At 38.3% G+C, this 24,003-nt stretch carries 22 protein-coding genes and 3 tRNA genes; 9 read left to right on the plus strand and 16 right to left on the minus strand.

From position 1 onward, the window contains the following. Nucleotide 1 precedes the first annotated feature (1 nt). Both ABJ974_RS16415 and mnmA read right to left on the minus strand, forming a co-directional pair. On the minus strand, nucleotides 2–1,240 hold the full coding sequence (locus tag ABJ974_RS16415) for a DUF6051 family protein (RefSeq protein WP_419869297.1): 1,239 nt from the start codon (nucleotides 1,238–1,240) through the stop codon (nucleotides 2–4). 157 nt (nucleotides 1,241–1,397) lie between these two features. After that, nucleotides 1,398–2,585: a tRNA 2-thiouridine(34) synthase MnmA gene (gene mnmA / locus ABJ974_RS16420; protein WP_419869298.1), complete on the minus strand. Its 1,188-nt coding sequence runs from the start codon at nucleotides 2,583–2,585 to the stop codon at nucleotides 1,398–1,400. Nucleotides 2,586–2,692: 107 nt separating this feature from the next. Here mnmA and ABJ974_RS16425 point away from each other — a divergent pair, with 107 nt between their 5' ends. After that, complete coding sequence (locus ABJ974_RS16425) at nucleotides 2,693–3,220, plus strand: hypothetical protein (RefSeq protein WP_419869299.1); 528 nt, start codon at nucleotides 2,693–2,695, stop codon at nucleotides 3,218–3,220. A 64-nt stretch (nucleotides 3,221–3,284) separates the two neighbouring features. On the opposite strand, the gene ABJ974_RS16430 is transcribed toward ABJ974_RS16425, so the two are convergent. Continuing rightward, a complete protein-coding gene (locus ABJ974_RS16430; protein WP_419869300.1) occupies nucleotides 3,285–5,813 on the minus strand; it encodes an ATP-dependent Clp protease ATP-binding subunit in 2,529 nt (842 codons plus the stop codon). 156 nt (nucleotides 5,814–5,969) lie between these two features. Between ABJ974_RS16430 and ABJ974_RS16435 the strand changes: the two genes are divergently transcribed. The 4 genes from ABJ974_RS16435 to ABJ974_RS16450 are packed head-to-tail and all read left to right on the plus strand — an operon-like array spanning nucleotide 5,970 to nucleotide 8,651. Beyond that, entirely contained in the window at nucleotides 5,970–6,131 is a 162-nt protein-coding gene (locus ABJ974_RS16435) for a uroporphyrinogen decarboxylase (protein WP_419869301.1), read from the plus strand. Beyond that, complete coding sequence (locus ABJ974_RS16440; RefSeq protein ID WP_419869302.1) at nucleotides 6,128–7,225, plus strand: glycosyltransferase; 1,098 nt, start codon at nucleotides 6,128–6,130, stop codon at nucleotides 7,223–7,225. Before ABJ974_RS16435 ends, ABJ974_RS16440 begins: the two co-directional genes overlap by 4 nt. Nucleotides 7,226–7,269: 44 nt before the next feature. Then, complete coding sequence (locus ABJ974_RS16445; protein WP_419869303.1) at nucleotides 7,270–7,689, plus strand: SufE family protein; 420 nt, start codon at nucleotides 7,270–7,272, stop codon at nucleotides 7,687–7,689. Next, nucleotides 7,686–8,651: a glycosyltransferase family 9 protein gene (locus ABJ974_RS16450; RefSeq protein WP_419869304.1), complete on the plus strand. Its 966-nt coding sequence runs from the start codon at nucleotides 7,686–7,688 to the stop codon at nucleotides 8,649–8,651. Before ABJ974_RS16445 ends, ABJ974_RS16450 begins: the two co-directional genes overlap by 4 nt. A gap of 13 nt (nucleotides 8,652–8,664) precedes the next feature. Here the strand turns inward: ABJ974_RS16450 and ABJ974_RS16455 are convergent, their stop codons facing one another. The 8 genes from ABJ974_RS16455 to ABJ974_RS16490 form a co-directional block, all read right to left on the minus strand. Then, nucleotides 8,665–9,777, minus strand: coding sequence for a sigma-54 interaction domain-containing protein (locus ABJ974_RS16455; RefSeq protein ID WP_419869305.1), 1,113 nt, complete (start codon nucleotides 9,775–9,777; stop codon nucleotides 8,665–8,667). Nucleotides 9,778–9,872: 95 nt separating this feature from the next. After that, nucleotides 9,873–11,072, minus strand: coding sequence for an acyl-CoA dehydrogenase family protein (locus ABJ974_RS16460; RefSeq protein ID WP_419869306.1), 1,200 nt, complete (start codon nucleotides 11,070–11,072; stop codon nucleotides 9,873–9,875). A gap of 8 nt (nucleotides 11,073–11,080) precedes the next feature. After that, complete coding sequence (gene ssuD / locus ABJ974_RS16465) at nucleotides 11,081–12,229, minus strand: FMNH2-dependent alkanesulfonate monooxygenase (protein WP_419869307.1); 1,149 nt, start codon at nucleotides 12,227–12,229, stop codon at nucleotides 11,081–11,083. A 54-nt stretch (nucleotides 12,230–12,283) separates the two neighbouring features. Then, the gene (ssuE, locus tag ABJ974_RS16470; RefSeq protein ID WP_419869308.1) at nucleotides 12,284–12,823 is read right to left on the minus strand and encodes an NADPH-dependent FMN reductase; all 540 of its coding nucleotides are present in this window, start codon (nucleotides 12,821–12,823) and stop codon (nucleotides 12,284–12,286) included. Further along, nucleotides 12,816–13,934 (minus strand): dimethylsulfone monooxygenase SfnG, encoded by a 1,119-nt coding sequence (gene sfnG, locus ABJ974_RS16475; RefSeq protein ID WP_419869309.1) that lies wholly within the window; start codon nucleotides 13,932–13,934, stop codon nucleotides 12,816–12,818. Before sfnG ends, ssuE begins: the two co-directional genes overlap by 8 nt. 362 nt (nucleotides 13,935–14,296) lie before the next feature. Further along, nucleotides 14,297–14,380 (minus strand) — tRNA-Leu (locus ABJ974_RS16480). Between the two features lie 6 nt (nucleotides 14,381–14,386). Further along, nucleotides 14,387–14,462 (minus strand) — tRNA-Gly (locus ABJ974_RS16485). Between the two features lie 7 nt (nucleotides 14,463–14,469). Further along, a tRNA-Leu gene (locus ABJ974_RS16490) sits at nucleotides 14,470–14,551 on the minus strand. Between the two features lie 163 nt (nucleotides 14,552–14,714). Here ABJ974_RS16490 and ABJ974_RS16495 point away from each other — a divergent pair. The 3 genes from ABJ974_RS16495 to ABJ974_RS16505 are packed head-to-tail and all read left to right on the plus strand — an operon-like array spanning nucleotide 14,715 to nucleotide 16,677. Next, entirely contained in the window at nucleotides 14,715–15,092 is a 378-nt protein-coding gene (locus ABJ974_RS16495; RefSeq protein WP_419869310.1) for a DUF3127 domain-containing protein, read from the plus strand. A gap of 60 nt (nucleotides 15,093–15,152) precedes the next feature. After that, on the plus strand, nucleotides 15,153–15,806 hold the full coding sequence (gene aat / locus ABJ974_RS16500; protein WP_419869311.1) for a leucyl/phenylalanyl-tRNA--protein transferase: 654 nt from the start codon (nucleotides 15,153–15,155) through the stop codon (nucleotides 15,804–15,806). After that, nucleotides 15,793–16,677: a DMT family transporter gene (locus ABJ974_RS16505; protein WP_419869312.1), complete on the plus strand. Its 885-nt coding sequence runs from the start codon at nucleotides 15,793–15,795 to the stop codon at nucleotides 16,675–16,677. Before aat ends, ABJ974_RS16505 begins: the two co-directional genes overlap by 14 nt. A gap of 30 nt (nucleotides 16,678–16,707) precedes the next feature. Here ABJ974_RS16505 and ABJ974_RS16510 read toward each other — a convergent pair whose 3' ends face one another. From ABJ974_RS16510 to ABJ974_RS16530, 5 genes are all read right to left on the minus strand, one after another. Further along, nucleotides 16,708–18,087, minus strand: a complete 1,380-nt coding sequence (locus tag ABJ974_RS16510) for a tetratricopeptide repeat protein (RefSeq protein WP_419869313.1) — start codon at nucleotides 18,085–18,087, stop codon at nucleotides 16,708–16,710. 302 nt (nucleotides 18,088–18,389) lie between these two features. Further along, entirely contained in the window at nucleotides 18,390–19,772 is a 1,383-nt protein-coding gene (gene glmM / locus ABJ974_RS16515; protein ID WP_419869314.1) for a phosphoglucosamine mutase, read from the minus strand. 254 nt (nucleotides 19,773–20,026) lie between these two features. Then, entirely contained in the window at nucleotides 20,027–22,060 is a 2,034-nt protein-coding gene (gene feoB / locus ABJ974_RS16520) for a ferrous iron transport protein B (protein ID WP_419869315.1), read from the minus strand. Next, a complete protein-coding gene (locus tag ABJ974_RS16525) occupies nucleotides 22,060–22,254 on the minus strand; it encodes a FeoA family protein (protein ID WP_419870985.1) in 195 nt (64 codons plus the stop codon). Before ABJ974_RS16525 ends, feoB begins: the two co-directional genes overlap by 1 nt. A gap of 196 nt (nucleotides 22,255–22,450) precedes the next feature. Then, a complete protein-coding gene (locus ABJ974_RS16530; RefSeq protein WP_419869316.1) occupies nucleotides 22,451–23,356 on the minus strand; it encodes a GLPGLI family protein in 906 nt (301 codons plus the stop codon). A gap of 130 nt (nucleotides 23,357–23,486) precedes the next feature. Between ABJ974_RS16530 and ABJ974_RS16535 the strand changes: the two genes are divergently transcribed. Beyond that, nucleotides 23,487–23,981: a DinB family protein gene (locus ABJ974_RS16535; protein ID WP_419869317.1), complete on the plus strand. Its 495-nt coding sequence runs from the start codon at nucleotides 23,487–23,489 to the stop codon at nucleotides 23,979–23,981. Nucleotides 23,982–24,003: the final 22 nt, after the last annotated feature.

Consider the following 24,003-nt stretch of genomic DNA (forward strand, 5'->3'; position numbering starts at 1 on the left):
TTTAAAGTTTTAGGTTAGCGTTATAAAAGTTACTGGCAGAGCTTACAAACTCATTAAAAGCTGCTGTAATTTCGGTCTTATTCTTATGGGTCAGAGGAAAAGGCACCATATGGGAATATTCGTAAGGGAAGTCTTTTATTTCAACTTCCACACCAATATTTCTGTAGCCTCCCTTGAGTGTATTTAAGGCCTCAGCCGGTGGAGCAACCTCATCTTTTTCCAATACATATACCTTTATTTGGGATTCCAGCTCTTTTAATCTTTCTTCTCTCTCTTTCTGAAAGTAATTATATCTGAGCATCATTTTGAACCAACTTTCCTGGGGATGCAATATTTCATTCTGATAATGCTTCAGCCTGTTGTCCGATTTAAAATCTGAACTCAGCAACTCCGTAAAAATGGACTGCATTTTAATAGCTGACTGCCCATCCATAATATACCTGGAAATAGGAAACATACGGTCAATAGTCATTCCGCCACAAAAACAAAAAAGACGGGATTCCGTAAAAAGAGATTCAGGATCCGCCATTTTGATAATAACGGAAAGAAAGGAACCGATAGAATATCCGAAGAGATCTAAAGACGCATCCGGAGCAATACTTTTTAACTTATGGCTCCGAATATTTTTTACCACCTCAATAATATCCGAATAAGTCTGAAGCCCCGACCAGAAAATTCTTTGCGGATGAGCTTCTAACCGCGAGCTTATAGCTGCGTTAACAAAAGAATAATTGGTATTCTCTGGATATTTGTTTTTTCTGAAATTGGCTATTTCCAGCATTTGCCGGCGGTCGCTCCAAACAGGTTCAGCGCGATCCATATGAAAGGCTATGGGAAATAAGATTACAGCCTTGTGGGTTCTTTGCGCAAGTTCATAAGCCCAGGGTAAATATTTATCCCATTTCTTCTCATTTAATCCATGCAGAAATAATATGCATCCCTTTGCCGTTTTTATATCGGCCCTTTTAAGAATATAATAATTAAAATTTTTATTGCATTCTATATCAATATCCTTAATATCCACAGAAGGTTTATCATAGGCTAAATAGGCGTTTTCATGAGTCTCCAAATGTTGCTTATGTCTCATACAGTCCAAATTGCTGGAACCATGAAGCAGGTCACAAACACCGGAAGTAAAGGGAATGGATTCAATAGTCAGATTTAAATCTTCGACCTCGATAAAATCTTTTGTGGAATTAAAATGATCTTTCAATACCTCATATAGCTCATAATACTCCATCACAGATTTTATTAATTGGTTAAGTAATTTATAAATATAACACTTTATATATCTTATTATTGTGATAGTCAAGGTTTTTAGTCAACTTAATATATTCTTCACATAATAAAAAAAGTGTCCGTAAAGGACACTTTAGTATATAATTTTAATTTATTACTTAAGCTATAACACCACTTCCCAGCAGCTCATCATCTTTATACCAGGCTGCAAACTGTCCTTCTGCCATTGCGGACTGCGGTTCTTCAAATTCAATATAAAAGCCTTCTGCAAACTGATATAAAGTTGCTTTCTGCAAAGGCTGACGGTAACGTATTCTTGCCATTACCTCCATAGATTCTCCCTCCTGAAGTTTAAGATCTTCTCTTACCCAGTGTACTTCAGTATTATCTATTTTTAATGCTTTCCTAAATAAGCCCGGGAACTGATGTCCTTCACCTACAAACAGAATATTATTTTCCATATCTCGGGAAACAATGAAGCAGCTTTCTTTATGTCCTCCTATTCCTAATCCTTTGCTTTGTCCGATGGTAAAAAACTGGGCTCCCTGATGTCTGCCTATTACCTTACCGTCTTCTTTTTTATATTTAATTTTTCCGGACAGGAATTCCAGTTCTTCTTTTTTGGAAGAAAATACCGGGGTTTCCTGGGCAAATAATGGCGAGTCTTTGAATATCTCAACGATTTCTCCTTCCTGAGGTTTCAGCTGTTGTTGTAAAAACTGCGGAAGGCTCACTTTCCCAATGAAACATAGACCTTGAGAATCTTTTTTATCAGCGGTTACCAGACCTATTTCCTTAGCAATTTCCCTTACCTGAGGTTTCGTAAGCTCTCCAATGGGAAACAGGGATTTGGACAGCTGGTCCTGGCTCAGCTGACATAAAAAGTAGGACTGATCTTTATTATTATCCTTTCCTGCCAGAAGATGGTAAATTTCTTTTCCGTTCTCATCCGTTGTAGAGGTTACCCGTGCATAATGTCCCGTTGCCACCTTATCAGCTCCTAAAGACATGGCTGTTTTCATAAAAACATCAAATTTCACTTCCCGGTTACACAGAACATCCGGATTGGGAGTTCTCCCTTTTTCATATTCAGCAAACATATAATCAACTATACGCTCTTTATATAATTCGCTCATATCGATTACCTGAAATGGAATTCCCAGCTTCTGGGCTACCATCAAAGCATCATTACTGTCCTCTATCCAGGGACATTCATCTTCTAAGGTGACCGATGCATCATTCCAGTTTCTCATAAACAATGCCACGACATCATGGCCTTGCTGCTTCAGCAGATACGCTGTAACACTGGAATCTACGCCTCCGGATAATCCAACAACTACTTTCATAATAAATTTTGATAAAATTTTTAGTCTTTATCTTAAGTTTGCAAAATTACAACAATCCTTTTCGCAAAAAAAATTATAATTTTAAGGATTGATAAAAACGATATTATATGAAAAAATATGCTATTCCATTGATGCTGTTATTTTCAGGATCAGTGTTTTCCCAAATTTCAGTAGGTACTCCTTCCCAAGATAATAACAGATGGACTTTTGGTGGCGGAATAGGATTAGGTTTCGGCAGCAACAGCGCCTTTTATTTACAGGCATCCCCAAGAGTAGGATACAGGCTTACCAACGACCTGGAAGGAGGTGTGGTGGGAAGTGTTTCCTGGCAGACCTCGGATTATTACAGATCCACAATGTTTGGGGTAGGTCCCTTTCTTAATTATTATATCGGCAGATCGTTTTACTTAAGTGGAAACCTTCAGCATTATTTTATAGATTACAAGGATAAATACTATGATTATAAAACCAACCGCGAAGAAACCGCATTATACTTAGGAGGCGGATATATGCAGAGCCTGGGAGGAAGGGCTTTTATGCAGATCGGGGTTATGTATAATGTTTTGTGGCAAGAAAATGACAGTATTTTTTCCAGTGGTCTAGTTCCAAATATAGGATTCGTAGTAGGGCTTTAAGAAAGCTTTAAAAATAAAAAAGCATCAGAAAATTCTGATGCTTTTTCAATTAAATTATTTATTCTTAAGAAGACTTTTCAGTCGTCTTTTTGGGTTTCTGTGCTTTTCCGGCCAATCCGTCTTTAGCTTCATTAAGATCCAGAACAACGGTTTCACCTTCTGAAAGCTGCTTATTAACCAACATTTCAGCCAATAGGTCTTCAATGTATTTCTGAATAGCTCTCTTCAATGGTCTTGCTCCAAAATCTTTATCCCAACCTTTTTCAGAAATAAAGTTTTTCGCTTCTTCAGTTAATTCCACTTTATATCCTAATTTCTCCAATCTGCTGTAAAGCTTATTGAGTTCAAGATCGATGATTTTCTTAATATCATCCTGCTCGAGAGAGTTGAAGATAATGATATCATCAATTCTGTTTAAGAATTCCGGAGCAAATGCTTTTTTAAGGGCATTTTCAATGGTTCCTCTTGCTCTGGAATCTGAACTGGATTTCTTAGCAGCTGTTCCGAATCCTACACCATCTCCGAAATCTTTAAGATCTCTGGTTCCGATATTGGAAGTCAGGATTATGATGGTATTTCTAAAGTCAATTTTTCTACCTAAACTATCGGTAACGTGACCTTCATCTAAAATCTGTAACAGAATATTGAATACATCCGGGTGAGCTTTTTCAATCTCATCCAAAAGCACAACAGCATAAGGCTTTCTTCTTACCGCTTCAGTCAGCTGGCCACCTTCTTCGTATCCTACATATCCCGGAGGCGCTCCTACCAATCTTGAAACTGCAAATTTTTCCATGTATTCACTCATATCTATTCTGATAAGAGCTTCATCGGAATCGAATAACTCCCGAGCCATTACTTTCGCCAGCTCAGTTTTACCAACCCCGGTTGTTCCCAGGAATATGAATGTACCGATAGGCCTGTTAGGATCTTTAAGACCTGCTCTGTTTCTCTGAATAGCTTTCACTACTTTTTTCACAGCGTCTTCCTGACCGATCACTTTTCCATTCAGTTTGTTATCCATCTGCGCAAGCTTATCAAGCTCGTTCTTACCTACTTTGGTTACAGGAACACCACTCATCATGGAAACCACTTCGGCTACATTTTCCTCGGTTACCGTTTCCTTTTTCTCTTTTACATTTTTGTCCCACTGTTCCTGAGCGGAATTCAGTTCCATCTGTAAACGTTCTTCTTCATCTTTCAGCTTTCTTGCTTCAAGATAATCCTGAGCTTTTACCGCTTTTTGTTTAAGCTCTTTTATATCTTCGATTTTCTTTTCAAAATCTATGATCTCGGTAGGCACTTTCATGTTTTTGATATAGACACGGGAACCTGCCTCATCCATAGCATCGATAGCTTTGTCCGGTAAAAAACGATCTGTAATATATCTTGATGTCAAATTGACACATGCCGCAATGGCTTCCGGAGTGTATATTACATTGTGATGCTCTTCATATTTATCTTTAATCTGATTCAGGATCTGAATGGTTTCCTCAATGGAAGTAGGTTCCACCATTACTTTCTGGAATCTTCTTTCCAATGCTCCGTCTTTCTCTATGTACTGACGGTATTCATCCAGCGTAGTTGCCCCGATGCATTGGATTTCACCTCTGGCTAAAGCAGGCTTAAACATATTGGAAGCATCAAGACTTCCGGTAGAGCTTCCTGCTCCTACAATGGTATGAAGCTCATCAATAAACAGGATCACATCCCGGTTTTTCTCCAGCTCCGTCATGATCGCCTTCATTCTTTCCTCGAACTGTCCACGGTATTTGGTCCCTGCTACTAAACTGGCAAGGTCCAGAGTAATTACTCTTTTACCATAAAGAACTCTCGATACTTTTTTCTGCTGGATTCTTAAAGCCAGTCCTTCGGCAATTGCCGATTTACCGACTCCCGGTTCACCAATAAGTAAAGGGTTGTTCTTCTTTCTTCTGGACAGGATCTGAGAAACTCTTTCAATTTCTTTTTCACGTCCGATTACCGGATCCAATTTTCCATCTCTAGCCAAGGCTGTAAGATCTCTACCAAAGTTATCCAGTGTAGGTGTTTTACTTTTTGCAGAGCCCAGGTTGCCTGTTGGCTTTCTCATCTGCTCGAATTCTTCTCTTTCATCGTCATCATCATAAGCACTCATTCTCGGTGCTTCCCCGGAATTCTTAAGCATAGTCATATACTCTCTTGAAACCCCTTCATAGTCAACATCGTAAGCTCCCAGAATACTTGAAGTAGGATCCTCATATTTGTATAGAATACCTAAAAGCAAATGAACGGTATTAATTTCATTGCTTTTATATTGTCTGCATTCTAATTCTGCACGTTTGATGGCGTGATCCGCCATCTTAGTGAAAGAAATATTGGTGACCTCCTCAGAAATAGGATTTAAACTTGCTGTATTTAGAGTTTCAATTTTTCTTCTGATTTGTGTTAAATCGGCATTAAGGTTCTGAAGGATTTCTTTTGCAGAGTTTTCCGTTTTTATAATACCTAAAAGTAGATGTTCTGTATTAAGAAATTCACTTTTTAGCCTTTTAGCCTCATTTTTGCTTTGTTTGAACACTTGGCTCAATCCTTGTGAAAACTTATAATCCATAATATATCTCTATTAGAATAAAGATAGACTTATCTTTTATTCAATAACTAAATTACAAATATTTTACCAAAATCGAATTCCTGACTTTATGGCAGAAAAAAAATTTATTATCTCATTGAAAATGATTAAGTTTGTTGCTTTTAATTTCTCATTTTTATGAGTCCTGAACAAGCAGCTTATATAGAATATACGGTCACTTTATTCATTGTGTTAAGTTTTGCTTTAAAAGACTTGAGAAAAACCAGAATTGACAACCTGATAGGATGCATTTATTTTGTTCAGATTTATCACCTTATCACCGGAAAGAATAATCCATGAGTTCCAAAAAAGCCATAGTCTCCGCTTTCAGCAGTCTGTATACAGATCAGCGAATTGAAAAAGTATGCCATACCCTTTTTGAAAACGGATATCTTATTGACCTTATCGGCAATGACTGGAAAGGTGCGGAAAAGATGGAAAGACCTTATCCTTTCTCCAGAATTCATCTTCAGTCAAAGAGTCTTAAAACTGCTTATTTTGAATTTAACTGGAAACTTTTTCATCTATTAAAGAAAAAATCGGATCAGAATACGATTCTATATGCTAATGATCTGGACGCCCTTTTGCCCAATTATATTATTGCCAAGAAACTTCAAATTCCTCTCATTTTCGACAGTCATGAAATATTTTCCGAAATGCCTGACATACAGGGAAAAATGTCACAAAAAATTTGGCGGTATCTGGAGAAAAAGCTTGTTCCCCAATTACCCCTGATGATTACTGCCAGTAACAGCTATGCCAGATGGTTTCATGAAAAATATAATGCGAACCCGGTTGTCGTTCAAAATGCTCCCCGAAAAGCAGCATACTTCCCTCAAGATTCCCATAATAATCCTAAAGTTATTTTGTATCAGGGATATATCAACCGTTCGAGAGGTATCGATAAGGCTATTCTAGCCATGCATCACATGGAAGACGTAGTTTTAAAGATTGCAGGAGACGGCACAGAAAGGAAGGAGTATGAAGAGCTCATGATCAAAGAAAATCTCCAGAATAAGGTTCATTTTTTAGGAAAACTGCATCCGGAAGATTTAAAAAAAATAACCGTAACCGCAGATGCCGGTATCAGCATTGAAGAAAACGGAGGTGCCAGCTATCTTTATTCTCTTCCCAATAAAGTTTTAGATTATATTCAGGCAAGAGTTCCCGTAGTTATGGCCAACCTTCCGGAAATGCAGAATATTGCCCAGCGTTTCCATGTAGGGGAAATTATTGAGGACCATCATCCTGAGAGGATTGCAAAAACGTTTACCCGCATACTTCAAAACGGAAAAGAATATTATAGTAAAGGTCTGGAGGAAGCTGCTGAAGTTCTTTGCTGGGAAAATGAAGAAAAAAAACTGTTAGAGGTTTTTCAAAGGGTATCTCAATAAGTATATCTTACAAATTGGTTATCTTTGCACAAAGATATCTTAATATGACCATTAAGGAAAAACAACAGGAAATAATCGATGAATTTGCCTTTCTTGATGATTGGGAACAAAAATATGAATATATCATAGATCTTGGGAAAGAACTTAAAGGACTGGCAGATGAAAAAAAAACAGAAGATAATCTTATCAAAGGCTGCCAGAGTAAGGTTTGGATAGATGCTGAGTTCCATGATGGGAAGCTATATTTCAATGCGGATTCTGATGGTATTTTACCAAAAGGTATTGTTTCTTTATTAGTAAGCATTTATAGTGGTCATTCTACCCAGGAAATCCTGGATTCAGATTTTGATTTTATTTCGGAAATTGGTCTGCAGGAGTTTCTTTCTCCTTCGAGAGCCAATGGATTAATGGCCATGACGAAACAAATTAAATTTTACGCAGTTGCCTACCAGCTTAAGTCGTGACAAGAATTTTAGCATATCGTTTTTCTGCTTTCGGTGATGTAGCCATGACCGCCCCGGTATTCCGTGAATTTTTAGAACAGAATAAGGATATTGAAATCATCATGGTTTCCCGCAAAAACTTTGAAGATTTGTTCTCGGATATTCCCAATGTTACTTTTAAAGGAATCGATTTTGATGATTATAAGGGTTTTTGGGGAATCAGAAGACTGGCTAATGAACTTTTAAAGGAATTTCAGCCTGATATGGTGGCTGACCTGCATGATGTTATCCGTTCCAAAATTTTAGACAGGATCTACAGAAGAAAGGGATTAAAAGTTTTTAAGATTAATAAAGGCAAAGAAGAAAAAGAAAGGCTGACGGATATATGGAATTTAGATAAAACCCAGCTCCAGACTACCGTTGAACGTTATGCTGATGTATTCAGGGCTATGGGATATTCCCTTAAGCTTTCTCATCAACTCCGCCCCAAAACTACTCATAAATCAGGGATCGGATTTGCTCCTTTTGCCCAACATACGGGAAAAATGCTTCCTTTGGAAAAGTCTTATGAGCTGGCGAGAATTTTAGCTAAAACGAATACTCTCTACTTTTTCGGAGGTGGGAAAAAGGAAACGGAAATTCTCCAAAAATGGGAAAACGAAATTCCTAATACCCACAGTTTATCCGGCAAACTTAATCTAAAGGAAGAGCTTAGCAAAATTGCAGAATTGGAGCTTATGATCTCTATGGATTCAGCCAATATGCATTTGGCCAGCCTGATGGGAACGAGATGTGTATCTATCTGGGGATCCACCCATCCTTATGCCGGCTTTTTAGGTTTTGGACAGAGCGAAAATGATATTGTTCAGATTAAAGACCTGACCTGCAGACCCTGTTCTGTTTTCGGAGACAAGGAATGCTATCGTGGGGACTGGGCCTGTCTGGAAGAAATCAGTGTCCAGAAAATCATTGAAAAAATCTAGCCTCTAACATTCCCTATTCCTCTCCTTCTGAATAGCCGTCCTCTTTTGAAGAACCTCTGGTTTTAGGTTTCAGATTATTGGATTTAATTAATCTCGCCCGCACAATATTTCTACTGATTCCCAATAGCCTTGACGTTTCCAGCTGATTTCTATAGGATCTTTCAAAAGCTGCTTTCATAATGGTTTCTTCAATGTGTTCATAAAGATTTTCCTGTTTTTCATCAAATAATACCTGTAATGCTTCATTCAGGAGTTCTGTCCCATCTTTCTGTGGCTGCTCTCCCATTGTAATTCCTGCCAATACACTATTTTTTGCCTTCTTATCCACCACAATATTAAGATCTTCCGGAAGGATCGTATTTCCATAGCAGACCAATAATGCCTGGTGAATGATATTTTCCAGCTCCCTGATATTGCCGGGCCAACTGTATTTATTAATGAGAATATCCGCAGCCTGCTCACTGAGCAGCACATGTTTTAATCCCAGCCGCCGGCTGTATACTTCTAAAAAGTGCGTGATCAAAGGCATGATATCTCCCCTCCGTTCCCGTAGAGGAGACAGGTAAAGATTAGCCACATTCAGTCTATAATAAAGGTCTTCTCTAAATTTCCCAGTAGAAACCGCTTCTGCTAAATTAACATTCGTAGCGACTACAATTCTTACATTTACATTGATTGGTTTCCTGGATCCCAGTCTGACCACCTGCTGCTCCTGTAATACCCGTAACAGTTTTACCTGCAGATGTAAAGGAAGGTCTCCTATTTCATCCAGAAACAGTGTTCCTCCGTCTGCTACTTCAAACCAGCCCTGCTTGGTGGAAGTCGCTCCTGTAAAAGAGCCTTTTTCATGTCCGAATAATTCGCTTTCTATTAAATTTTCAGAAAAAGCTCCACAATTCACCGGTATAAAAGGACCATTACTGCGTTCACTCAATTTATGAATCTCACGGGCAATTAATTCCTTTCCTGTTCCAGTTTCCCCCATGATTAATACATTCGCATTACTGGGAGCTATTTTTTTTACTTTTTGTAAAAGGCGCCGGGAGCTTTGATCTTCAAAGACCAATACCTTGGCACGGATGGATAACGGATTCTGATCCGGAAGTGTGAGAATAATTTTTTTCATTGTATAGAGTGAAGACTTTGTATTTTATAGACAATATTAAGGGATATTTTGTAGAATTACGATTTTTAAATTAAAAATAAATGTTAAAAACTGAATCAGGAATAAAATCCCGGAGCCGGTATTTTATCGTTCAGGGCCCAATCTCCCAATTCTTTAATTTTATAATCTACCGGATCATGTAAGGTATGGGTTCTTATATTTCTCCAGAACCTGTCAAGACGCGCTGCACCGCTGGTCGCCCTGGCTCCGGTTACCTCAAACATCTTATTCGCTACAAAGAGTCCTGTCCGGGCAGCCTGAACTTTAGCTGCAGCAATATGCAATGCGGTTTTTCCTCTTTGCTTTTCAGTTATCCCCTCTCCCACGTCCCACGATTGCTGAAAGCTTTCAACCGCCTGTTCCAATAATAGTTTGGCGGACTGTATGCTAAGCCACATCTCTCCATAGTTGGCTAAAATGTAAGGATCTTCCTGCGAGGTCTTTACCCCGGAATTGATCCAGGGTCTTGTTTGGGCTGAGGTATAATTTTTAGCTTCCTGAAGTGCTCCTTCAGCCATTCCTAAGTAAACATGGCTTAAGATCAACTGTGCCAGGGATGAGCGCAAAGTAGAGCGCAGATTTCCCATAGGACCGGGCGTTTTTAAAATTTCATTTTCTTCCAGAATGACATTCGTAAACTCTACTGTTCCGCTATCGGTCTGGCGTTGTCCGAAATTATTCCAGTCACCATTAATCTTTATTCCTTTGCGCTTCGAATCTGTGACCCCTATTACGATTTTTCCCTGATCATTATATGCAGAGACCAATAACATATCTGAGTCTACGGATCCTGAAGAGAATCCTTTGCGCCCGTTTATCTTATATTTTTCATTTTTAATCTGTACACGGGTATTTTCATCCAAAGGATTGAGCGCATTTCCCCAGAAGAAGTTATTTTCAGCGGTTTTTTTACTATACCGCGCAAACTGTTCTGGTGTTCCGTAAAGTTCTATGCTGGCAACAATCAAATGATGATATCCAAATAAATGAGCTATCGATCCATCTACATTCGCAAACAATCTCACAATATTCAAAATGGAAGCCCAGTCATTTTCTAATCCTCCATATTTCTTAGGAACAGACATTTTCAGCAGTCCGCTTTTCCTGATAAGATTTCGTTCGTGCAGTGCGGTTCCTCCTTTTTTATCTCTTTCTACGGCTGTTTCAGAAAAAAGTTCCGCCAATTGTCCGGCTATGGTGTAAGCATGCTGATTGATCTTTGATTCTTTTTCTATGCTTTCTAATATTGTAGACATGGTATTATTTATTTTATGGGGTGTACTTCCTTTGATAATGGAGGCTGGGCTACTTTGATTTCTCCGAACGGACTTACATACGGAGTATGAACACTCTTTTCCTTTTGGTTAATCGGCAGCAGTGGGAAAACAAGTTCCGCAAAGCGATAAGCTTCTTCTAAATGAGGGTAACCTGAAAGAATAAATTCTTCAATTCCAAGATCCGCATATTCTTTTAATCTTGCTGCCACTGTTTCAGGATCACCTACTAAAGCGGTTCCGGCACCTCCTCTCAGAAGTCCGACTCCCGCCCATAGGTTGGGGCTTATTTCTAAATTATCACGACTTCCCTGGTGAAGTTCCGTCATACGTTTTTGTCCTTCAGAATCAAATCTTTTAAACACCTGTAAAGCCGCCTGAATCCCTTCGTCCGTAACATATTTAATAAGGGAATTTGCTGCCTGCCATGCTTCTTCTTCCGTTTCTCTTACGATTACATGTAAACGGATCCCGAAACGGACTGTTCTTCCTTCACTCTCCGCTACTTTTCTCATTCGGGTTATTTTTTCTTTTACCTGTGCCGGCGGTTCTCCCCATGTAAGGTACACGTCTGCATGTTTAGCTGCTACATCCATTCCTGCAGGAGAGGATCCTCCAAAATAGAGTTCGGGATAGGGTCTCTGTATACTTTGTAAAAATGTATGGGCATTTTCTACCTGCAGATGTTCTCCTTTGAAGCTGAACTCTTCACCTGCCATAAGCTTTCTCCATATTTCCAGAAATTCGTCCACTACGGCATAGCGTTCATCGTGATTAAGGAAAATACCATCCGCTGCCAGTTCCGTAGGGTCACCTCCTGCCACTACATTGATAAGGACCCTACCATTGGACACCCTGTCTAAAGTGGAGGCAAGACGCGCCGCCATGGAAGGCAATGATAACCCCGGACGTACTGCCACTAAAAACTTCATTTTTTGGGTTACCTGCGAAAGTGCAGCAGCCACTACCCATGAGTCTTCACATGTTCTTCCCGTTGGAAGCAATGCTCCATAATACCCCAACTCATCTATTGCCTGAGCCACCTGCTTTAAATATCCTATATCCGTATTTCTAGCCCCAATATCTGATCCAATATATCTACTATCTCCATAAGTGGGAATAAACCATAAAATCTTCATTATTTATATTTTTATTTTTTGTCTTTTGTTATTTTTTTCGTCATTTTTGAAAGTTTATCCTGCTATTTTCTGATGAAACTCAATAATATTTTCAATAGCAAGATTCAAGCGGCTTTTTACCGGCTCATCCAGGGCAATTTCACCTGACTCCTCCTTTTTCCAGTTTTCATCGGGAATATATATTCCGGGTAGAATTTCTGAGGACCCCAGGACCGACAATACGGGTTTTATGGCAAAATCAATGGCTAATAAATGCGCCATGGAACCGGCAGTTGCAATAGGTAAGAGTCTTTTTCCTCTTAAAGCGTATTGCGGAAGTAAGTCCAGTAGAGCTTTCAGGATTCCGGTATACGCTCCTTTATAGATGGGAGTGCCGATTATGACAGTCTGTGCATTAGAGATATCCTTTTTTAAGTCATCAAAAACTTCACTGTTATATTGTCCGTATAAGACATCTTCAGCCGGAAAATCCCGGACACTGTAGAGCTTGGTGGTAATTTCAGCATACTGGAACTGCTCCTGGATTACTTTAAGAATATGATGAGACTTGGATTTTTTCTCGGGACTCCCGGAAATAATTACTATATCAGGCATGGCTAAGCTGGTTTTTGTTAATTTCCTTTTGTCTTACCAATGGTAATACTTTCTCTCCGAAATACTGTACGTCTTCCTGTGCATGTAAAAAGGCACTGAGTATCAAATCCACGCCTGCTTCTTTAAATTCAATGATCCTATCGGCAATCTGTTCCGGAGTACCTATAAGATTGGTTTTAAATCCGTCATTATATTGTACTAAGTCCTGAAATGTAGATTTTGCCCAGTTCCCTTCTCCCTGTGGGGATGATTTTCCTGCATTTTTTACTTCTTTTTTAAATGCATTTACGGCTTCAAAATCTGCGCTTTCAATAATCTCCTGCAAAACTTTTTGAGCTTCCTCTTCCGTGTCACGGGCAATAATGAAAGCATTAAGGCCTATTTTAACTCTGTTTCCTGTTTCTTTTTCTTTCTCCCGGATATCGTTGATCTGCTCTTTGATTCCTTCTACTGTATTTCCGTTGGCAAAATACCAGTCTGATACACGTGATGCCATATCCCTTGCCGCCTGTGAGGTTCCTCCCTGGAAGATCTCCGGGTGTGGCGCCTGTAAGGGCTTGGGCTGCAAATTGTAGTTATCAAAACGGTAAAACTTCCCGCTGAAACTAAAGTTATTATCTGTCCAGATTCCTTTAAGGGCACGTATAAATTCTTCGGATCTTTTATACCTTTCATCATGGTCCAGCCAGTATTCCCCAATAGCATCAAATTCGCCTTTAAACCATCCGCTCACAATATTCACTGCGGTACGTCCGCCAGTAAGCTGATCTATGGTTGCAATTTGTTTGGCAGCAACTGCCGGGTTCCAGGGTCCCGGTAATAATGCTACAATTAATTTCAAACGTTGTGTGGCTGCCAACAAGGCATGACTGAATGCTACAGGTTCATGTTGAAATTCCGCGCCGTATCCTGCGGTAAATCGGATTTGGCTTAGTGCATAATCGAATCCGTTTTCTTCTGCTAATTGTGCAAGTTTCCTGTTATAGTCAATATCCCAACTGGTACGCTGTGGGATTTTGCTGATTACTAAACCTCCGCTTACATTCGGTACCCAATAGGCAAATTTTATAGAAGTCTGATCTGATGTCGAAAATTTTTGTTTTGTACTCATAAGTGATAGATAATTATGTCGATACAATTTTCAAGCATTGTACCAAACGCCATAAACAATTATATTACAAGTTGTTATATCTACTTTTCATCCAAAAAGCATTTCTATTATTGTTGATATGGCAACAATAATATTTCTTCTTTTTGAGGTTTTTTGTTGCTGTAGCAACAATAAGAGTATTGGGGAAATTTTTATTTATCTCTGATTACATTAGAATATGGGTAGAAATTCAGTATGAGATTAGCTATTACAGCCACTGTTGGTATTATTACAGGGAAGTCTTAATAGGGATAGTATAAAATGAGAGGTAAGGGTAAAAAAACAAAAAACCTTGAAAATGATTATTTTCAAGGTCAAAGAAGTACCCCAGGCGGGACTTGAACCCGCACGCCAAAAGAGGCACAGGATTTTAAGTCCTGCGTGTCTACCAGTTCCACCACCAGGGCATGGAGTGGAGCGAAAAACGGGATTCGAACCCGCGACCCCAACCTTGGCAAGGTTGTGCTCTACCAGCTGAGCTATTTTCGCATCGTAGTGCGGATGAAGGGACTCGAACCCCCACGCCTCACGGCACCAGATCCTAAGTCTGGCGTGGCTACCAATTACACCACATCCGCAGTTATTTAAAGAACTTCTTTCGTTTTTGTGAGTGCAAATATAGGGCTAATTTTTATTTTTCCAAGACAAATTTTATTTTTTTTCATTTTTTTCACAAAATTTAGGGGAGGGGTTTAATATTACATTTCATTTCATTACTTTTACGGAGTTAATATTTATGATATGGAATTACAAGGAACGGTAAAGAAACTTTTTGACACTCAAACATTTGCAAGTGGATTTCAAAAAAGAGAAATGATTATTCTGACTCAGGAACAGTATCCGCAACCGATAAGCATAGAATTTTTATCAGATAAAATAAATTTATTGGATTCTGTTGCTGAAGGGGAAAATGTAAAGGTCGGAATCAATATAAGAGGAAGGGAGTGGACATCTCCTCAGGGAGAAACCAAATACTTCAACTCTATTACAGGATGGAGACTGGAAAAAGTATTTGATAATGGTTCCGAGCCTACTCAGGCAGCACCATCTCAATCCGCATCACCGGTTTCTAATGAGAATCCGTTTGCCGGAGATGATGATGATGATTTACCTTTTTAATAGAAAAAATTAATCAAAACGAATAATCCTGCTTCCACAAGTGGGATTTTTTTGACAAGAATGATTCGACTCGACGAAAACGAAATTTCATTTCCTGACCCGGATCTTTATGACGGACATGAGGGGATTATTGCTTACGGAGGAGATTTATCCGTAGAACGACTATGGTTTGCTTACCAACTGGGAATTTTCCCCTGGTACAATCCGGAAGAAGAGATTTTATGGTGGTGTCCTGATCCCAGATTCGTGCTGTTTCCTAAGGAACTCAAAATTTCCAAATCCATGAGTAAAATTATGAACCGGAATATTTTCTCATTTACGGAAAATCAATGTTTCCGGGAGGTTATTAAAAATTGTCAGACCATCAGCAGACAGGGACAATCCGGGACATGGCTTTCAGAAGAGCTGATGGAATCTTTTATCAAGCTTCATGAATATGGGCTGGCCAAAAGCATTGAAGTCTGGCAAAATGAAAAATTAGTAGGCGGGTTCTATGGAATACAGATCGGAAATGTCTTTTGCGGAGAAAGTATGTTTGCTAAAGTAAGCAACGCTTCCAAAGCCGGCTTCATTCATTTTGTGGAAATGTATAAAGATGTCTTAGAGCTGATTGACTGCCAGTCCCATACGGAACATCTGGAAAGCCTGGGAGCCCGTATGATCCCCAAAAGGGAATTTTTAAAAACTTTACATACCAATAATGAACGCAAATAAAGAGAAATGGATACTTTTAATTGTATTAAGTCTGATATGGGGATCTTCATTTATTTTAATTAAAAAATCGTTAGAACATTTTAATCCGTTTCAGGTGGGAGCATTAAGGTGCCTTATCGCCGGAATTATTTTGCTGCCAATTGCTATTTCCAAATATAAGCTCTTTCCGAAGAAACATTTAAAATGGCTTATTCTGGCTGCATTTACAGGCAGCTATATCCCGATGTTCCTCTTTCCTCTGGCAGAAACTGAGGTGAGCAGCAGCATTGCCGGGATAATCAACTCAATGATGCCCATTTTCGTGATTATTGTTGGGGCATTGGTGTGGAAGTTTGAAACTACCAAAAAACAGATTATAGGGGTGTTTATCAGCTTCACAGGGGTATGTTTGCTTGCTTTCGGAGGAGGCGATAATGCGCAGTTTAAAATAATTCCTATTTTACTTCTCCTGCTGGCCACTCTGTGTTATGCCATAAGTACGACTACCGTTAAATCCAAGCTGATGGATATTTCATCTACACTGCTATCAGCCTTTATGTTTTCGTTCGTATTATTTATGCCTTCCCTTATTGCCCTGGTCTTCACGGGATTCTTTTCTGAGTTTCATTTTTCCAAGGATAATATGACCGGACTGATGTTCGTAAGCCTGCTTTCTATTTTTGGTACCGGATTAGCCATGATGATGAACTATCGCCTATTAAAGGTATCCAGCCCGCTTTTTGCTTCCACTGTCACTTTATTGATGCCTATTGTCGCTATTATGTGGGGAATACTGGATGGCGAGACACTGACTGCCTTACAGTTTGTAGGTGCAGCGATTATCATCGGAGGACTTATCTTTTTAAGAACTAAACCTGCTATAAAAAAATAAAACCTGCTTTCCAGCAGGTTTTCTAATATATTAATTTTTCTTTTTCACTTTAGCTTTGGCTTTCTTTACCTCTTCTTTAAGGAAAGGATATTTTTTCTGCATATCCTGGATAATTGAGGAATCCAGCTCCAGCGCAACTTTAAGAGATTCAATCCCTTTTTCCTGCTGTTTCAGGTTAAAATAACAATTACTTAGCTGATAGTACAGTTCTGCTCTGTTATGCTTTTTAATGGCCAAATTCAATAGGGTAATAGCTTCTTCATATTCACCCAACAGCATTAATACTTCCGAATAGGCATACCAGTTATAAAACCTGGAAGGTTCAGCTTCCACCAGCTTTTTAAGACATGAAAGGCTTTCTTCAAACTTACCGGAATCAATAAACAGAAATGCTAATCTTTTCTGGTAATCAAGATTATTGTCGTTCAGCTGGGTTGCTTCTTTAGCAAAGTGCAGGGCTTCCACCATACCTCCCATTTCTTCATATAAATAAGATTGCTCCATCATAGCAAGATAGAACTGAGGATCTTCTCTCAATGATTTCTGAAAGGCGTTCAGTGCCACGATGGGTTGCTTTAATGCTTTATAGCATAGTCCTATTTTATAGAAGGTAAATGCCTTTGTATATTCGAGTTCGAGCATTTCTTCATATACTTCTATTGCTTTAGCATATTGTCCTAATGCTTCGTAGCAGGCAGCTTTATTGGCATACACTCCTACTGAATTCGAATTAATGGCCAGCAGATAATCAAATCCTTTAATTGCTTCTTCATAATTCTTTCTGTTAAAGTAGAACTGTCCGTACTCGTACCATGCGGTTTCGGAATAGGAAAATTCATCAAGATATTCATTAAGGAAAGCAATCGCTTCGTCACTTTTATTCAGCTCGCTGAAACAAACCATACAGTTTTCCAGCGCATATTCATCCGTAGGGTCTTCTTTCAATGCTTTTCTATAATGTTTAAGGGCATTAAAGGGATCTCCTAAGTTGATGTACTCATCTGCAATAAAATTATGAAGAAAATTTTCTTCTTCTTTTAATTCTAATGCTTTCTTACAAATTTCAATGGATTTTCTGGGGTTTCCTAAGTTAGAATAATACTTGGCGTAACATACCAAAAAGTCTGTGTTTTCCATAGAGGAAGCTTTCAGCTCATCGATCAGTTCCTTTGCTGCAGTATATTCTTCCCATTCCAGTAATACTTCAAGTTTTTTAATCTTGATATCAAGAGAATTCGGGTGAAGCTTAAGACCATAAGTAACTGCAATGTCTGCATAATTAAAATCCCCCAGCTCCAGATAATAAACGATGATGTCTTCCAACTCTTCTGTATCAAAGTAGAATTCATCATTGTTTTCCATCATTTCCTCGAACTTTTTTACAAGTTCATTTCCAAAATATTCTTCCAATCTTATATTTTTGTCAACCCTGTGCCTGAATGTTCTTTACAGACCCCGGCCAACTTCTGAAATTAAACTTTATTTATTTTTCAAAATATATACAAAGTTGCGATTTTTTTTTGATATATATTTTCGTAAATTTCTATACTAAAGATAGTAAAAAAGTACCATAGTATGAAATAAATGTGGATAAAAAAAGAGGACTTATCTATTTAATATCTGTTCTTTTCCTATCCGTTCTTCGGCTTACAAGTCTCTTTTATCTGAGATTTATAAAACAAAAGAACGAAACCAGGTTCCGTTCTCATTATTTAGATCAGACTTTTAATCTTAGCAATGATATCGTCACCTAATTTATCCGCTTCTTCCTGTGATTTCGCTTCTGTATAAATCCTGATAATAGGCTCTGTATTTGATTTGCGCAAATGCACCCAATTGTTTTCAAAATCTATTTTAACTCCATCTACCGTAGAAACTTCTTCATTTTGATACTCTTTTTCCATTTTAGTTAAAAGATCATCCACATTAATCTCCGGGGTTAATTCAATTTTTTTCTTCCCCATAAAGTAGCTTGGATATCCGGCCCTCATCTCCGAAACTGTTTTGTTTTCTTTGGCAAGATGAGTGAGGAAAAGAGCTACTCCCACTAAAGAGTCCCTTCCATAGTGTAATTCAGGGTAAATGATTCCTCCGTTTCCTTCTCCGCCGATCACTGCGTTTTTCTCTTTCATAAGGGTTACTACATTCACTTCTCCTACTGCACTTGCAAAGTATTCCGAGTGATGATCCTGAGCAATATCTCTTAAAGCACGGCTTGAGGAAAGGTTGGAAACAGCAACTCCGTTTTTATTTTTTAACAGGTAATCTGCTACGGCTACAAGGGTATACTCTTCACCGAACATTTCTCCTTTTTCATCAATTAAAGCCAAACGGTCCACATCCGGATCTACTACGATTCCAAAATCCGCTTTTTCTTTTTTTACCAGCTCACAAATATCTCCTAAATGTTCTTTTAAAGGTTCAGGGTTGTGCGGAAACTGCCCGTTGGGCTCACAATATAATTTTATGGTTTCACAGCCTAATTTATCAAGCAGCATAGGAATGGCAATCCCTCCTGTTGAGTTCACAGCATCAAGAACCACTTTAAATTTCTTTTTCCTGATCGCTTCCACATCTACCGTTGGTAAATCCAAGATCTGCTGAATATGGATATCAAAGGCATCATTTCTCACTTCATATTTTCCCAGGTCATCTACTTCTGCATAATTAAAGTCTTCATTGTCGGCAAGAGCCAAAACTTCTGCTCCATTTTCTCCACTGATGAACTCTCCTTTTTCATTTAAAAGCTTTAAAGCATTCCACTGTTTTGGATTATGGGAAGCTGTAAGAATGATTCCTCCGTCTGCTTTCAGCTCAGGAACCATAATTTCAACTGTTGGGGTGGTAGAAAGTCCCAGGTCCACTACATTTATTCCCAGTCCCTGCAAGGTAGCCGTCACCAAAGAAGATACCATTTCTCCTGAGATTCTGGCATCTCTGCCTATTACCAGTGTTAAATCTTTTTTATTATTTTTATTCTGAAGCCAGGTTCCAAATGCTGATGCAAATTTTACCACATCCAAGGGGGTAAGATTATCATTTACTTTTCCTCCTATTGTTCCTCTAATCCCTGAAATACTTTTAATTAATGACATTTTGGTACTTTTATTTATGCTGATTTACGGTAACCATAAGGTTACTCTTTCTGTTTAAAACTAAACAAAATTAGATATTATTTGTCAAAATCCCCTCGAAAGTTATGAACAACCACAATCTTTATCGCAGCCGGTCCTTTTTGAGCTGAACTTTTTCGGAGCAAAATTTTTTCTTATTATCCTGAATAAAGAATAGCAGGCAAATCCTACCAATAATGCAATCAGCACATATTGAATAATTAATGAAGAGCTCATTATTTTAAAATTTGATACATAAACATAGACACAAAGTATGCCAGACCGGTCATCATTACCAGCTGAAAACCGGTCCATTTCCAGCTTTTCGTTTCTCTGTATACTACGGCAAGCGTAGATATACACTGCATCGCGAACGCATAAAATAAAAGAATAGATACTCCTGTTGCAAAACTGAATACTTTTTCTCCGTTCGGTTTTATATCGTGTCGCATTTTATCAATTACTTTTACTTCCGGAGCGTCATCATCCAAACTATATAAAGTGGACATAGTTCCTACAAATACTTCTCTCGCTACAAAGCTTGTTAATATTCCCACTCCCATTTTCCAGTCGTACCCCAACGGAGCTATGGCAGGTTCAATTGCTTTTCCCATTTTAGCCAGATAGGACTGTTCCAGATGTACATCGGAAGCTACCATCTCGCCAGGCTGCTGCTTCGGCCCGAAATAGCTTAAAAACCAGATAATGATACTTACAATAAAAATGATTTTTCCGGCACCGGTAATAAATTCCCAGACTTTTCCCAATACCATTTTAAAGTCATACCCGAAAAGTGGTTTTTTATAGGTTGGTAAATCCATTACCAAATAGGTTTTTCCTTTATCTTTAATAAATCCTTTCAGAATGAGAGATGAAAGCAATGCCACTACAAATCCCAGCAAATACATTCCCATCAATACGAGCGCTCTGTACTGTATTCCCAGAAACGTTCCATCGGAAATAATAAGCCCGATGATGATACTGTACACCGGAAGCCGGGCAGAGCACGTCATGAAAGGCGTTACTAAGATCGTCAAAATTCTTTCTCTTATATTTTCAATATTCCGGGTAGAAATGATGGCTGGAATAGCACACGCCGTTCCTGAAACCAGGGGAACAATACTTTTCCCGTTCAGTCCGAAAGGGCGTAAGAACCTATCCATCAGAAATATAACCCTAGCCATATATCCTGAATCCTCTAATAAGTATAAGAAGTACAGCAGGATTCCAATCTGAGGAGCAAAAATGACAATCCCTCCGATTCCAGGAATAATTCCATTAGATATTAATGAGTTAACGGGTCCTTCCGGTAAATGCTCTGATGTAAAGCCTGCGGCCCAGGCAAAAAACTCATCAATCCAATTCATCGGGTATTCCGCCAAAAAGAAAACACTTTGGAAAATAATGAGAAGTATAATCAAAAAGATTACATATCCCCAGAATTTATGGACCAGAATTTTATCCAGCTTCTCTGTTAATAATTCTTTAAACTGAGGTTTCTTAGAAATGACATCTGTGAGTATTTTGTCAGCCTGCTGATAACGCCTTACTGTTTCCTGTACCTGTAGTCTTTTAGGAACCAAGCTTTTAGCTTCAGGACTATTTAACAAATCTCCCAGAGATTCTATTGTATTCGATCCCAGATCAGACGATATGCTCATCCAGGCTTTATATTCATTATCCGTTTGCTGGTGGGTAGCTATTTTGTGAAGAAAATCTTTATGTTCGTTCGGGATCTCAAAAAAAGTCTGATGGGATTTTTGAAATGCATTATTAAAAACTGCTTCACGAATTTCATCAATTCCGATCTGCTCCTTTGCATTGGTCTGAATGACTTTTATATTCAGGGCTTCTGAAAGCTTTGGAATATTGATATTGATTCCTCTTCTTTCTGCCTGGTCAATCTGGTTTACCACCAGCAATACAGGAACTCCCAGATCCTGGATCTGCTGAAACAATAATAAGCCCCTTTTCAGGCTTAAGGCTTCCAAAATATAAATAACTCCTGAGTATTTTTCCTGCTCATCGATAAGAAATTTGGAAAAAATAGCTTCATCCTCAGAACTTGGATATATACTATAAGAACCGGGTAAGTCTACGATCTCAACTTCTTCATTTTTATAGGTATAATTTCCTGAATGACTTGCCACCGTAACCCCGGCATAGTTTCCCGTTTTCTGCTTTTTATTACAAAGTGCATTAAAAACCGTTGACTTCCCTACATTCGGATTTCCTACCAGAAGAACCTGTTTTTTTCTATTTTCCTGCATTAATTCAGATATTCTACAATGATATAATCTCCTTCCTCTTCGCGAAGAGCAATACGGCTTTTTTCTTCTCCAAATTCTACATACATGGGTCCGCTAAAAGGTGCCTGATACAAAATCCTGAAAACGGTTTCCGGCAGAAGCCCCATTTCAATGATTTTATTAGGCATTTTCAGATGGTCATTATCATATCCCATAATCTTTCCCAGCTTGTTTTTAGGAAAGGTACTTAGTTTATGTAAATCTTTATTTTTCAAAGCCCCTAGTGTTTTTGTTTCTGCAAATATACGTTATTTAAATTTAATCTAAATAACATGATTTTTGACATAAATAAACCCAAATATTTTGGTATACTTGGGTTTATTTGTTTAAATATAATTTAGTTAATGAATGTTATTTTTTCTTTTTATCCTGTAATTGATTAATTTCTATAGGATTGTCATTAGCATTGTAAAAATCTTTGTATTGCTTCTCCTGCTTCTTAATCATATCTCCTATAGTCCCGTCCATTCCCGGAATAGTTTTGGACAGCATTTCCTGAGTAAACATAGGGCGGGCAGTTGCGAAAGGATCTTTTTTAAAGTCATTAAATGTTTTTTCAAATTTTTCTCTCGAAACATCATTTACTTTTCCACCTGTAGCATGCATGAGCCCTTCAATGTAAGAGAACTCCGTATACTCCTCTATTTTTTTATTTCCCTGTAATACCCAAGAATAATTTTTCCCTTCATCTTCTATTTTTACAATAAGCCCGGGTAGTCCGAAAAATTTATAGGGCCCATCCTGAAACGGAAGGTCTGTACTAAACCATGCAATCCATTTTCTTCCTCCAAATTCCGTTGTTGCCTTTTGGGTATTGTATTCTCCTATTTTTTCTTTATCTGCCTGAATATTCCAGTTAAATTTTAAATCTTCTGAATATCCGATATTACTTGGAGTGAATCCATTAGCTATTTTTTCTACATATTGAATTTTCATTCCTGGATAAGTTTTATATATCCTTGCCGAAATTTTAGGTGGTTTAATTGTTTTAGAAAGATCTTTCATAACCCCTGCCTTTTGCATTGCTTCTATTTCAATCTTCATAATTGAATCCTGTGCAATGACCGTATAATCCTGATAAACGGATCTGTTTTTATCCGTAATATCCAGAATGGTGATTACTTTCTCCAATTTGGCAGAATCTTTTTTTGGTTTAAAAGTTAATTCATAAAAGAAGCGGTTCGCCGTTTCTTTTGATTCCTGAGCCATGGATAATGAAAAAAGAGCAATAAAAAAAGCTGTAAATAGGGATTTCATTTTTATAGTTGTTTCCCAATTAGTTACCTTTTTGGAAAAATTGTTACAAGGATTTTCATATTTAACATAATTTCTTATTCGCTCTTCTGAATTAAAGTTCTAACTTTAAGTCCCTAAAAAACAAAATATTATGGACACTTTATCACAATTAAAATCTGAGCTGGAAAATGAATACCACATTACCAAAAGCTTTATGGAACTGTTTCCGGAAGGAAAAAATGAATATGCTCCTCATGAAAAAAGTATGAAAATGATGCCTCTGGCTACCCATATTGTAGAAATATTCGGGTGGCCAGCTATTATTCTGCCTACTTCCGAGCTTGACTTTGGAAAGGGAGGATATAAGCCTACTCACCTTTCAACAAAAGAAGAGCTCCTGAAAAAGCTGGATGAGGATTATAAAAACGGTCAAAAAGCATTGAGCAATGTCCAGGAGGAAGACCTGAACCCCAGCTGGGCTCTTAAAAATAATGGAGAAGAACTTATGAAATGGACTAAATATGAAGCGATCCGCCATGCCCTGAACCAGATTACCCACCACCGGGCCCAGCTGGGCATTTATTACCGGTTAAACAATATTCCTTTACCGGGAAGCTACGGACCTACTGCTGATTCAGTCAATTAAAAAAACAATAAAAAACCAATCC

Origin of the sequence: Chryseobacterium sp. CT-SW4 (genome assembly GCF_048572715.1) — a bacterium.
Taxonomy (GTDB): domain Bacteria; phylum Bacteroidota; class Bacteroidia; order Flavobacteriales; family Weeksellaceae; genus Chryseobacterium.